Annotated in this window: 9 protein-coding genes and 1 pseudogene; 4 read left to right on the forward strand and 6 right to left on the reverse strand. The window is 37.7% G+C overall.

Features of this window, described 5'->3' with window-relative positions:
* Positions 1–115 precede the first annotated feature (115 nt).
* A pseudogene (locus ACSC97_RS16010) lies at positions 116–1,681 on the forward strand (DUF4394 domain-containing protein); the annotation flags it as partial.
* Positions 1,682–1,737: 56 nt separating this feature from the next.
* Here the strand turns inward: ACSC97_RS16010 and ACSC97_RS16015 are convergent.
* The 3 genes from ACSC97_RS16015 to ACSC97_RS16025 form a co-directional block, all read right to left on the reverse strand.
* Positions 1,738–2,844 carry a beta-ketoacyl-ACP synthase III gene (locus ACSC97_RS16015; RefSeq protein ID WP_436661922.1) on the reverse strand — a complete coding sequence of 369 codons (1,107 nt, stop codon included), beginning with the start codon at positions 2,842–2,844 and terminating at the stop codon, positions 1,738–1,740.
* Between the two features lie 46 nt (positions 2,845–2,890).
* Entirely contained in the window at positions 2,891–6,745 is a 3,855-nt protein-coding gene (hrpA, locus tag ACSC97_RS16020) for an ATP-dependent RNA helicase HrpA (RefSeq protein WP_436661924.1), read from the reverse strand.
* Positions 6,746–6,857: 112 nt separating this feature from the next.
* Positions 6,858–8,018, reverse strand: a complete 1,161-nt coding sequence (locus tag ACSC97_RS16025; RefSeq protein ID WP_075696399.1) for a sterol desaturase family protein — start codon at positions 8,016–8,018, stop codon at positions 6,858–6,860.
* A gap of 471 nt (positions 8,019–8,489) precedes the next feature.
* On the opposite strand from ACSC97_RS16025, the gene ahpC reads away from it, so the two are divergent.
* Positions 8,490–9,053, forward strand: a complete 564-nt coding sequence (gene ahpC, locus ACSC97_RS16030; protein ID WP_004953644.1) for an alkyl hydroperoxide reductase subunit C — start codon at positions 8,490–8,492, stop codon at positions 9,051–9,053.
* A gap of 229 nt (positions 9,054–9,282) precedes the next feature.
* The gene (locus ACSC97_RS16035; RefSeq protein WP_020899936.1) at positions 9,283–9,498 is read left to right on the forward strand and encodes a KTSC domain-containing protein; all 216 of its coding nucleotides are present in this window, start codon (positions 9,283–9,285) and stop codon (positions 9,496–9,498) included.
* 24 nt (positions 9,499–9,522) lie between these two features.
* On the opposite strand, the gene ACSC97_RS16040 is transcribed toward ACSC97_RS16035, so the two are convergent.
* Positions 9,523–10,716, reverse strand: coding sequence for an alkane 1-monooxygenase (locus tag ACSC97_RS16040; RefSeq protein ID WP_099948520.1), 1,194 nt, complete (start codon positions 10,714–10,716; stop codon positions 9,523–9,525).
* Between the two features lie 122 nt (positions 10,717–10,838).
* On the opposite strand from ACSC97_RS16040, the gene ACSC97_RS16045 reads away from it, so the two are divergent.
* Positions 10,839–11,885, forward strand: a complete 1,047-nt coding sequence (locus ACSC97_RS16045; RefSeq protein WP_004953637.1) for an AraC family transcriptional regulator — start codon at positions 10,839–10,841, stop codon at positions 11,883–11,885.
* Here the strand turns inward: ACSC97_RS16045 and ACSC97_RS16050 are convergent.
* Both ACSC97_RS16050 and ACSC97_RS16055 read right to left on the reverse strand, forming a co-directional pair.
* Positions 11,862–12,449, reverse strand: a complete 588-nt coding sequence (locus ACSC97_RS16050; RefSeq protein ID WP_404490533.1) for an O-methyltransferase — start codon at positions 12,447–12,449, stop codon at positions 11,862–11,864. The two genes, ACSC97_RS16045 and ACSC97_RS16050, sit on opposite strands and share 24 nt — an antisense overlap.
* 38 nt (positions 12,450–12,487) lie before the next feature.
* Positions 12,488–12,706, reverse strand: a complete 219-nt coding sequence (locus ACSC97_RS16055) for a DUF1653 domain-containing protein (RefSeq protein ID WP_099948517.1) — start codon at positions 12,704–12,706, stop codon at positions 12,488–12,490.
* Positions 12,707–12,946: the final 240 nt, after the last annotated feature.

Genomic DNA, 12,946 nt, shown 5'->3' on the forward strand with positions numbered 1-12,946 from the left:
GATTTCTTCTTGGTCTACGTGCCATAAAATACTCCATATATTGATGTTTATAACATCATTTGGGGAGCAAAATATCACTTATAAGTGTTGTTCAAATTTCCTGATCCACCTCTGAATGATTAGTTCAGTCGATAGATCAATGCCTGACAAGGTTGTGTCTAACCGCAAGATTAAAGGATTAATGTCTGGAGATGAACTGGTAGGTATTGATTACCGCCCTAAAGACGGCAAACTTTATGCTGTTGGTCTACAAGGGAACTTATATACTTTAAATCCAAACAATGGCGAAGCAATTTTCCTGAGAAAACTAATCGCCGACCCGAGCGATACTACAGATGGAAATGCATCTTTCACACAAATTATGGGTGATGCCAACCTTATCACTGTCAATTTTAACCCTGCTGCAGATCGCCTACGTGTAATTTCTAACACAGGACAAAACTTGCGTATCAATGTTGATACTGGTGCAACCATTACAGATGGTACGATTAATTTAACCACAGGTACTGCAGCAGTTGTTGCAGGTGCTTATACCAATGCTTTTGCTGGCACAGGTTCAACCAAACTATATAGCATTGACCAAAATTCTGATCGCATTTATCTTCAAAATGCGAACGCAGGTACATTAGGCAATTCTACGGCTTTGGGTGCAGACATTAATACAAACGGCGGTGGCGGTTTTGATATAGACCCTGTCAGCAATGTAGGTTTTGCCGCACTCAAACTCGCATCAGGCAATTATAAATTTTTTAAACTTAATCTAGCTAATGTCGGCACCTCAAGCGATGCTGTTTTTGAATCACATGACTTGAATAATAGTTTTAATAGCATGGGGATTCGAGGCATTGCATTAAAACGTTCAACCGATGCCACAGCTCAAGGCTATGGTTTAACAGCAAACAATAAACTGCTTAGCTTCGCTATTACCAATCCAAATACTGTAACTGAAAAGAGCCTCACTGGATTGCTTGTAGATGAGAAATTTATCGGTATCGACTATCGTTTTAGGACCTCAACTGACAATTCTGGCAAGCTATATGGATTAACCAATAAAGGGAATTTGTATACGATCAATACAGACACTGGTTTAGCAAGCCTCATCACTGCACTCAAACCAGCTACTGGCAGCACTTTCACAAACCTAGATGGTACAAGTTTCGCAGTTGATTTCAACCCTACAGCAGATCGACTCCGCGTAATCAGCAATACTGGACAGAACTTAAGAATTAACGTCGATACTGGCGATACTATAAAAGATGGCGATATTAACGGAATTTCTGAGGCTAAAGTTACTGCAGCTGCATATACCAATAGTTTCGCTACACCTATCGCGATGTTAGCTACAGAACTATTTGATCTTGATCAAACAGGCAAAACTCTCACTAAACAGAATCCACCAAACGCAGGCACATTAAACCTTATCGGTAATTTAGGAATCAACTTAGGTATAGACAATGGCTTTGATATTGCTGGTGGTGACAATGGCTTAGCTTTAGCTACTGTGGCAGGTGAAACTGGACCATCAGTACTTTATCGAGTCGACTTAAATAGCGATACAACAATTACAACACCTAGAGCACGTTTAGCTATCAGTGTAGATGGAACACCAAATTTAGCAGCTTCAACTATTGGTGGTAACACCACTCCGCAAGTCATCGACCTAGCGATCTTACTTAAATAAGCTAAAATCAAAAAAACCGCATCATTGATGCGGTTTTTTATTTTTGCCTATAAAATTTAAGCAATATGTTTTTGTACGATAATCGAACCAACCGAATATCCTGCGCCAAATGATGAAATTACAGCATATTCACCATTATTTACCTGCTCGCCTGTACGGTGCATTGCAATAATTACGCCCGCAGAAGAAGTGTTCGCAAACTCATCCAAAATAATTGGTGCACGATCTAAATCAGCATCTTTACCAACAACGAGTTTTAAAATTAACTCATTCATATTGGCATTGGCTTGATGCAACCAGAAGCGTTTAACTTGTTCAGGTGTTAATTGTAATTTTTCCAACTGTGCTGTAATGATTTTTGCGACAAGTGGACAAACTTCTTTAAACACTTTGCGCCCATCTTGACGGAACAATTTGTCATCAACAACCGCATCTTCACTACGGTTCAAGAAACCGAAGTTATTACGGATGTTATTTGAAAATTGAGTAAACAAATGAATATCTAAGATTTCATAACCTGATTTGGTTTCAGTTTCTTCGATAATTGAAGCAGTTGCAACGTCACCAAAGATAAAATGCGCATCACGTGTACGATAATCCAAATGACCTGAGGTAATTTCAACATTCAAAAGTAAAACACGACGAGCACCACATTTCACAGCGTCATAAGCTTGCTTTAAACCAAATGTTGCAGCTGAACACGCGACATTCATATCATAAGCATAGCCTTTAATACCTAATGCTGACTGAATTTCAATCGCAACAGCAGGATAAGCACGTTGCATATTTGAGCATGCTAAAATCACAACATCGATATCTTCAGCAGTGACACCTGCATTTTCCATCGCTCGTTTAGCAGCTATTACACCCCACTCGGCTTGGAGCGAAAGTTCATCATTACTACGTTCTTGTAAGCGCGGACGTAAACGTGTTGGATCTAAAATACCTGACTTCTCAACCACGTAACGGCTTTTAATACCAGATGCTTTTTCAATAAACTCAGGACTTGAACCACGTAGAGCTTCGATCTCACCTGCTGCAATTTTGTCAGCATTTTGTTGATTAAATTGTTCTACATAAGCATTTAAACTTTCAACCAACTCTTCATTAGAAATTGTTTCAGTTGGGTGAAACAAACCTGTACCTGTTATACGGATGCCCATGTAAAACTCCTGTAAAGAATGGTTCTAACTTTCATTATTGCTCAGTTTAACCGATTGCTAATCGATCCCATAGTTTTTGTAATCTAGTTGGTGAAATTGGCATCTTTGTTTTCATTGGTTGAGAAAACAAGGAAATTCTCAATTCCTCTAACATCAAATACATTTCTTTGATTTTAGGATCATTTTTAAACTTAAATACTTTGTCCATCCATGGATCGACATCATCAATTGCAGCAAGGTCACGTTGTAGATTATTTGGCAAACGATCTAAACGCAATAGCAATGCTTTTAAATAACGTGGATATTCCTGCCAAATCTCACTTGGTTTGCTATAAACAAAGTCCGCCAATGACATTAAATCCAACTGATCCTCTATATCGTCAATACTACGACCGAATATATCTTGATCTAAAACCAACAACTCACGACGAACTTGCTGCCATTGAGTAAAAATTTCAGTGATGTCCGTTAGTACTTTTTGACCATTGCTCAAAAAGTGTTTTTTTACATCAAGTGCTAAGGTATTAAATTCTTCAGCATTTTGTGGAAGTTGTTGGATTGATACTTGTAGAGTTGCATAAACCAACATTTGTTCGAGTTTAGCGCGCTCACCCAATGGAGAATATGCCAAAGCCAAAGGTTTAGAAATCTGCTTTTTCAGTTGGCGAATCAAATCCCCAAGCTGCATATGAATCAGACGAATTACACCTTCACGATGCTGTTTAATGGCTTCTTGCTGATCATTAAACGTTTGTACAACCACACCTGATTCATCTTTTGCTTCAAGTGCAAAAAATATCTTTGTGGGAACAAGCGCTTGATACTGTTTAACTATCACTCCTGTAACCTTTTGAGAAGCTTCAAAGATAAAGCTCTCAGGGAAGGCTTGGAACTCGCCTTGCTGTTGTTTTACTGGACGATGAGTTTCAACTCGGCATCTCGCCTTTAATTCATCTAAGTCACGACCTTGAGCAATTAATTTTCCTTTTTCATCAATCACTTTGATAAAAGGAACAAGGTATTGATCGATACGTTCAAACGAGAAATCTTTTTCAGTAATCTGCTCTCCACGTAGAGCAAAAGCGAGATAGTTAAATAGATGCTCACGTAAATGAACAGCATCGACACCCTGCATTAACTTTTTGGCTGTATCAGGAATTGGAACTAAATTGCGGCGTTTATCTTTAGGTAGTGCTTTTAACAAAGCCTCGATTAAATCTTGCCGCCAGCCAGGTATTCCCCATGACCATTGCTTTTCATCTACTTGAGGCAATGCTTGCACAGGAATTTTAACCGTAGCCCCATCTTCATCATGACTTGGATCAAAACGATAACTTGCTGCTAAACGTAATTGGCCGTTGTGCAAATAATCTGGAAATTGTTGTGTGGTTGGACGATCACTCATCCAGAGTGCATCATCCTCAACAAACAAATAACGGGGATTTTTTGCTTCTACCGTCGCTCGCCAATCTTCAAAACTATGTCGACTCGCTACTTCAACTGGTACACGTTCTGCATAAAATTGATAAATCGTTTCTTCATCGACCACTAAATCACGGCGGCGTAATTTATCCTCAACTCGCTCCACTTCTTCAAGTTTAAGCAAGTTATGTTTTAAAAATGCAGGGGTAATGCCTAAATTGCCAGTCGTGAGCGCATCACGCAGAAAGATTTCATGTGCAGCTGCCTGATCAACTTTTTCAAAGTTCACTAAACGTTTTGGTTCGATTATCAAACCAAATAAGGAAATTTGAGCATACGCATTTACAATGCCACCTTTTTTTGACCAATGTGGTTCAAAATAGTGATATTTCAATAGGTCTCGAGCAGCTAACAATATCCATTCGGGATCTATTTTGGCCAAAGTACGCAGATAAACTTGGGATGTTTCTACCATCTCAAATGCCATGACCCACGCTGTATTGGTTTTATGCAATGTGCTGGCTGGGAAAACTTTGGCTTTTTGCTGACGAACAGCCATAAAGGTATTACGTTCATCAGTTTTGTTGGCAATAAATGAAAGTAAACCAGTTAATAAAGCTCGATGTAAATTTTCATAATTTGCACCCTTTTCATTAAAACTAAGTTTTAAACCTTCTGCCAACTCTACTAATTGTTGATGTGTTTGTTTCCATTCACGCAAACGTAACCAACTCAGAAAATGTTGGCGTGCAAACTGACGGCGTTTATTTTCAGATTGAGCATCAGGGCTTGTTTGCAATGTATTCCATAATTTTAAATAGAACAAAAAGTCAGAATCAGCTTCTTTAAATAAAGCATGCTTTTGATCTGCCTGCATTTGTTTATCTGCTGGTCTCTCACGAGGATCTTGAATCGCTAAAGCACTAACAATAATCAAGGTTTCTTTGAGTACCCCAAAATGTGCTCCACCGATAATCATACGTGCTAAACGAGGATCAATCGGCATACGTGCCATCATTTGACCAACTTTAGTCAGATCATTCTTGCGTTCGTTCAAGGCACCCAATTCAATAAGCAACTTACGACCGTCATTTACCAAACGGAAATCAGGTGGCTCAATAAAATCGAAATCTTCCAAATTGCCTAGTCCGAGACTTTGCATTTGCAAAATAACCGAAGCAAGATTGGTTCGTTTAATTTCTGGCTCAGTAAATTCTGGGCGACTTAAAAAGTCTTCTTCGCTATATAGACGAATACATACACCCGCTGCTATACGACCACAACGCCCTTTACGTTGATTGGCTGCTGCTTGTGAAATCGCTTCAATTGGCAAGCGCTGAACACGCGATCGATAGTTATAACGAGAGATACGTGCAAATCCACTATCAATTACATAGCGGATATTTGGAACGGTCAATGCCGTTTCTGCTACGTTCGTGGCAATAATGATGCGGCGACCTTTACCACCAGGATTAAAGATTTTTTGTTGTTCTGCGAGTGCTAGGCGTGCATATAAAGGTAATACCTCTGTATGACGTGGCCCATATTTTTGTAATGTTTCTTGTAGTTCTCGAATTTCTTGCTCTGTACTGGCAAAAATTAGAATATCAGCATGTTCAGGATGACCTTTTACTTCAGCATCAGCAAAACACTCTTCAACAGCTTGAACAACGGCTCTAGGTAGATTTTCCTCAAAATCATCGAACTCATCATCATCACTACCAACAATACTCAATTCAGAAATAGGACGATAACGAACTTCAACAGGATAACTGCGACCTTCGACTTCAAAAATTGGTGCATTATTAAAATATTGACTAAAACGATTTACATCTAAGGTTGCAGACGTAACAATCACTTTTAAATCCGGACGCTTCGGCAATAATTGCTTCAGATAGCCCATGATAAAGTCGATATTGAGAGAGCGTTCATGCGCTTCATCAATGATAATGGTGTCGTATTTTGATAAGAATCGATCATTAGTCAATTCAGCTAACAGAATACCGTCTGTCATCAACCGAACGATCGAGTCTTGAGAACCTTGCTCATTAAAGCGAACTTTAAAACCAATTGACTCGCCAAGCTTTTCACCAACTTCTTCCGCAATACGTTGCGAAACGCTACGTGCAGCCAAACGACGTGGTTGTGTATGTCCAATCATGCCAGTAAGACCACGACCTGCAAGCATTGCGATTTGAGGAAGCTGTGTGGTTTTACCAGAGCCAGTTTCACCTGCAACAATAATCACCTGATGCTTTTGAATAGCCTCGATCAAACGATCGGCGTATTGCGTAACAGGCAAATCTTGGTTGAGTTTGATCTTAGGCAAGCGAGCTAAACGCTGTTTTACCTTTTGGTTTGATTGTTCAAATAGTTTTTCGATTTCTGCTGTTTCTGTTTTTTTATCTTTGCGCAGTCGATTTAAACGGTGACGGTCACGTGCCATAACCAATTGATCTACATTTAAATGACTCTGCACTGAACAGCTTTCCTGAAAATTAAATAATCAGCTATTTTACGCCTTAAAATCTTGCTATGCAAAGCAACTACAGCAATCTATTGATGATATTGCTGTAGTTCTAGTTTGGTTTTTATGATTTAGATGAATGATCAAAACGATTACGTAACTGTTTGACGTATTTTTTAAATGGCCACGCAAATTGCTTTACAAAACTATTGGGGATCTTATACCCCACAGTTCCATATACACTTGCCAAATGGTTTGGCATATACACTGTTTTAAAAATGACATCATACAATGGGATAAATGCCGCATAGTTTTTATCAATCGCAGGTTTCTCTGAAGAGTGATGCCAATGATGAAACTCAGGGGTAGCTATCAGCCAGCGTAAATACGGAAATCTAAAACGTACATTTGAGTGGATGAATATCGCATGAAAAGAAATAAATACGAGATAAGCAAAAACGGCTGAGGTATGAAAACCTAATAAAAATATCGGTAAGGTTGCAATAAATCGCGTCATCAATACTTCGACAATATGTAAACGTGAAGATGCTAACCAATCCATATGTTCCGTTGAATGATGAATCGCATGAAAACGCCACAAGAAATTCACCTCGTGCATCGCGCGATGCAACCAATACACAACGAAATCAACAACAATCAACAATTCTATAAATTGCAACCAAATCGGCTGTGCTTGTACAAAAGGAACGATTGGATTATTCGGAAGATGAGTAATCCAATACTGAATCGGCATGACTGTTAGAAAGGTAAAGAGTTGAATGCCAATGTGACTAAACATGAAATATTTCATATCCGTCACCCATCCCACTCTAAGTATTTTTTGATGGGGATTTTTAGCAAAAAAACCTTCTAAAGGGATAAAAACTAAAGCCAAGATCACAAGTGTTAGTACGAAATAATCAATACCTGCATAGAAAGGAATGTTCGGCAAAGTTGGGGCTTTGATTAACCCACATCCCAAAACAGCCGCAACTAATGCGAAACACAAACCATAAAACCCATATCGATTTTGTCGAAAAATCGCACTAAACGCCCCAAAACCTACACTAAGTACAATCGCGATCATCAAACTAAAATAAAAAGCATCATAATGTTTAACGTATAGCGGACGTAGTTCTGGCATGGTGAGAACTGAAGGAAATAAAAAGCATAAAGCACTGAAAATGCTTAACAATCCTAGAGACATAGATATAAAAGCACTAATCTTGCCTAAACCCGCATTGAGTTCAAGATTCTCAAATTTTTCTCTCAATTGATCTGTCATTTGTTGTATTAATTCTCTTTAAATACGAGTAATCTCGCTCGCTGTTAACTTTAATCCTGCTTAATACTTCACAGTATTTCTACCCTATCTCAAATTCTAAACATCACAAACATTTGAAACAAGAAACATTTCGTCCAATATTTGAGCATAAACAATAATATCTCCAACGTGCATGAACTTCGTGCAGATCATGGATTTTTATATAATTTTATTTTTTTCAATTTTACCCTTGAATTTTAAGGCTATCGGCTTCATGTTGTAGAGCACGATCATTTTCGATATTTGTCATTTTTGCTTCATGTGAATGGAGTCAAATGGAAATATCTTTTTTTGGGTGAAAGCTATCGATCTCGGATCATTTAATTTTCCGATTTTAGTCATGTAAAAATACTATTTCCCCAATAACTAGAAATTACTTATTCTAGACCTCGCAAACAAGTTTAAAGATAAACCTCAATCATGGAGACAATGATGAGCTTGATTAATACTGAAGTTAAACCATTTAAAGCTGATGCATTCCGCAACGGTGAATTCATTCAAGTAACTGATGCTGATCTTAAAGGCAAATGGTCTGTTCTTATTTTTATGCCAGCTGCATTCACATTTAACTGCCCAACAGAAGTTGAAGATGCTGCTGAAAACTATGAAGAGTTCAAAAAAGCTGGTGCAGAAGTTTATATCGTAACAACTGACACTCACTTCTCTCATAAAGTATGGCATGAAACTTCACCAGCAGTTGGTAAAGCTCAGTTCCCATTAGTTGGCGACCCTACACACCAATTAACTCGCGCTTTTGACGTTCATATTGAAGAAGCTGGTTTAGCACTTCGTGGTACTTTCATTGTAAACCCAGAAGGCGTAATCAAAACTGCTGAAATTCATGACAATGCGATTGCTCGTGACGTATCAGAAACTTTACGTAAACTTAAAGCTGCTCAATTCGTAGCTAGCCACCCAGGCGAAGTTTGCCCTGCTAAATGGAAAGAAGGTAACGATACAATCGCTCCATCTATCGACTTAGTTGGTAAAATCTAATTTCTAGATATAGTGATTAGTTAAAAACCACTCTTTTTAGAGTGGTTTTTTTATGCAGGTTACTCTCATATAAGCAATCATATTTTTCAATGATTCTTATCATTTTTTATTCACTAGAGAACTTCATTTTCTGATTGTCAGTTGTACAAAGTTGGAGTACTGTCAAAAGATGAGCACTTAAAGAGTTTTTTATATGTAATAAACGATGATCACTGCGGGGGTGCAAGGTATGGAAAAATCTGTAGTCGTAACATCTTGGAAATATGATGTTTCTTCACGTTATTTAAAAATTTTCTATAACAATGGTTCAGGCGAACTTTACCACCCAGTACCAGAGTTTATTTACGATAATTTACTTCGCTCAACAGATAAAACAGCTTTTGTGCAGAAATATCTTGAGTTTGATTTACACTTCAAACGTCTACAAATTTCTGCTTCATCATAAAAAAAGCCCTTTTCAGGGCTTTCTTCATATCATATCTATCTCTTCTGCATATTTTTCATATATTCGTGCTTCGGCATCAGGGTGTAAATTTACTTTACTCAAGTCACCGTTGTAATGCTCTACCACTCGATCATCCATAATTTTTGACCACCATGCTGGAATGAAGGCTGGTAAAAGCATAGCGCCATAACCTGCTGGTAATTGAGGTGCATTTTCAAAATGACGTAAGGTTTGGAAACTGCGTGTCGGATAAGCATGATGATCTGAATGACGTTGTAACTGGTACAGAAATAGATTCGTCACTAAATTATTATTGTTCCAGCTATGTTCTGGCAAAGTGCGCTCATACTGCCCATTTTCTTTCTTCTCACGTTTTAAACCATAATGTTCAATATAGTTAACGGCTTCAAATAGAGTCACGGCATATGTAGCTTGAGTGAGTTGAAATGGAACTGAACGCATACCAAATTTCTTAAACATCAAGCCATGATAAATTGCTGACATGGCCCAACCATGAATCAGTTCATTTTCCTTGCAGAAAAATGGTAGTTTTTTGCGTTCTAAACGTTTCTTTTCTATCTCAATTGCAGATTTAAAACTTCCAATCACTGTACGTGGTAAGAACTTCCAAAAGGTCTCACCCAAGCGTGATGATGCAGGATCTTCAGGTGTTGCTACTCGACGATGATGCCCATATGGATGTTCAATTCTGAAGTGGTTATACCCTGATGGTGCTAATGCAAGATGTGATAAATAATGTTCTAAACGACCATTTTTATGGCTTAATTCATGTGCAGTATTAATTGCAATACCATTTACCATACCAACTAAAGTTCCTAATAGAACTTGATCAGCTACAGATGTGCCTTTTCGACTTGCTAAGTAGGCTCCATAAACGTTAGTCGCATATTGGAGTGGTATAAAAAGCTTCACAATGCGAGAGTAATATGGGTCAGCTTCTAAGTCCGCAATCGCATCTAGTGGTGGATTTTCAGTATCCTCACCAATTAATTTGTCTAGAGTTGGGATCACACCATGGATAAATAATGGTCCAAATGAGGCAAAAAACTTTTTCGATTTTTTAGGTCCAAATTGATAGCCAGCAAGTCCACTCATCGCGATAGCAGGTACTGCAAGACCAAGTAACCACAAATGACGCTTTTTATCCTTAAATGGTGTAGTTGTTTGTTCTACATCTAATTGCGCATGCATATTCATTCTAAACTCCTCAATCAAGCGTTTAATGTTTTGCTTGAATTGATTGTGTTCTTCTGAACAGTTGCTATATTATCATTTTAAGACTTAATATTATCATTTTAAGACTTTAGTGGAGATTTATTGTGCACAAACAACAAATCCCTGTTATTCCAGCTCGCTATTATTTACGTTTGATTGAGATATTGATCAGTACCAATCAATACGATAATTCAGTTTTAAATCAATTTAAGGATCAATTATCACAAACTGAATTTTTATCAATTCAACAAATCGAACAATTTATTGAGTTAGGATTAAGTTTACCGAATACAGAAGATTTAGCCTTTCAGTTAGGCAGAAATTTGAAACTAAGTTCACATAGCTTGGTTGGTTATGCACTTATGACCAGTCCCAATCTGGATCATGCATTAAAATTAATTGCACAATATTTCAAGCTGATCATGCCGAGCTTTAAGCTATCCATTCAGTTTTCACAAGCGCAGCAAAAGGTGGAATTATTATTTGAACCCATTTTGCAGATGAATAAACGTTGTTTAAGCTTCCATATCGAAGCAATTGCAGTCGGATTTTATTACAGTCTATTTGAGCTTGCCGGTCAGCAATTACAACGCTATCAAATTTATTTAAGTATTCCTGAACCTGCTTACAGTGATAGATACATACACCTTGTCAAAGCTCAGTTTCATTTCAATTACACTTGGTTTACAGGGATCAGAGTTGTACTTGATCAGCAGCAATTAGCACTTCCCTTGCCTTTAGCAGATGCACATAGCTTAAAAGTTGTAGAACAACGTTGTCAGGAACAGATTCAAAAAATTTATCATCAGGGTGAAATTGTAGAGTGGATCAGTACAATGTTAAGGCAAGCGAATCAAGTTCCGACACTGACTGAATGCGCGAAAGTATTGAATATTTCAACCAAAACCCTACAACGATATTTGCAACAACAAGGAGTAGAATTTAATCGCCTAAAACAAAAGATCAGTACTGAGCGTGCTATTGAATTACTTGAAAATACATCCTTTACAATCACACATATTGCATATGAGTTAGGTTATTCCAACCCTGCCAATTTTACACGTGCATTTAATAAAATCATGGGGTGTAGCCCCCAAGATTATCGTTTGGCACATACCAAAACTAACTCACTTCGTGACGACCATACATAAGCCTGCACCTATAGGTAATATAGTACTCATATAAAGTTCGTCATTTTTTATCAAATCTAATAATGGTTTCACTTCTGCTGGATGAGAAATTACATTATCAATTATTAAAGTCCCACCTTTAGTTGACATGAGTCTTTTGAGATCATTCCAATAACCAGCATAGCTTCCGCGTTCGGCATCCAAGAGTATGAGATCATATTGATCGGCGGATGCTGCCAAATAATCAGCTGCATCTCCCACCCAAAAATCAATATACGCTTCTAGGCTAAATTCTTCTGCATATTTCTTCGCTTGTGCACTACGGAATGCATTGATTTCAAGTGTTTGAACATGACCGCCAACTGTCTTTGCAGCCTCAGCTAACCAAAGTGTTGAATATCCAGTGGAAGTGCCTATTTCTAAAATACGTTGGGATTGCTGTGTTCGTACCAGCATAGCCAATAATTTAGCGGACTCAGCTTCAATGTTACGAAAGCGTCTTAAACGATCTGCCTGTCGAGCATCATGTTGTTTAAATTCATCATATAAATCAGCAATTCGTTTTAAAAACACCGTGCTGGTCATATTTCACTCCCGATGATGCTCAGACCTTTGGCTATCAATTATGTTGGTTGAATCAACTTAAAACGTGGAATAATTTCACCACTATCAAGTGCAACAGTTTCAGTAAACATACTTAAAGGTCGAACCCACATGGAATAATCACCATACAAGCATTGATATACAACCAACTCTTCTTCTGTTTCGCTATGTCTTGCAACATTAAATACCTGATAAAGTTGACCTTTATAGTGTTGATAAATACCACGCTGTAAAGCCATTTCACTTTCCCTTAGTTATGCCATGTAAAGATTGCAGTTATATAACAAGTTCAGAAGTATTCAAGTTTTATCTTTGAACGCATTTAATTAACATGGAGCCTTAATATTCAAAAATACGATCAAAATAATAAAAACAACCTGTTTTACCTATTTAAATAATTTGCGTACTATAGCCCCATTGAAAGAATTTAGCTGATTGAATTGCTGAGAATTTGGAGAAATACATGTTAGATCAAAATA

The organism is Acinetobacter sp. P1(2025) (assembly GCF_051390655.1).
In the GTDB taxonomy this organism is placed as follows: Bacteria; Pseudomonadota; Gammaproteobacteria; order Pseudomonadales; family Moraxellaceae; genus Acinetobacter; species Acinetobacter junii.

Bases quoted from the DNA above. Each gene is read 5' to 3' on its own strand.
- ACSC97_RS16055 (WP_099948517.1), bottom strand. From the start codon at position 12,706: ATGGCTTTACAGCGTGGTATTTATCAACACTATAAAGGTCAACTTTAT.
- ACSC97_RS16015 (WP_436661922.1), bottom strand. From the start codon at position 2,844: ATGGGCATCCGTATAACAGGTACAGGTTTGTTTCACCCAACTGAAACA.
- ACSC97_RS16040 (WP_099948520.1), bottom strand. From the start codon at position 10,716: ATGAATATGCATGCGCAATTAGATGTAGAACAAACAACTACACCATTT.
- ACSC97_RS16025 (WP_075696399.1), bottom strand. From the start codon at position 8,018: ATGACAGATCAATTGAGAGAAAAATTTGAGAATCTTGAACTCAATGCG.
- ACSC97_RS16035 (WP_020899936.1), top strand. From the start codon at position 9,283: ATGGAAAAATCTGTAGTCGTAACATCTTGGAAATATGATGTTTCTTCA.
- ahpC (WP_004953644.1), top strand. From the start codon at position 8,490: ATGAGCTTGATTAATACTGAAGTTAAACCATTTAAAGCTGATGCATTC.
- ACSC97_RS16050 (WP_404490533.1), bottom strand. From the start codon at position 12,449: ATGACCAGCACGGTGTTTTTAAAACGAATTGCTGATTTATATGATGAA.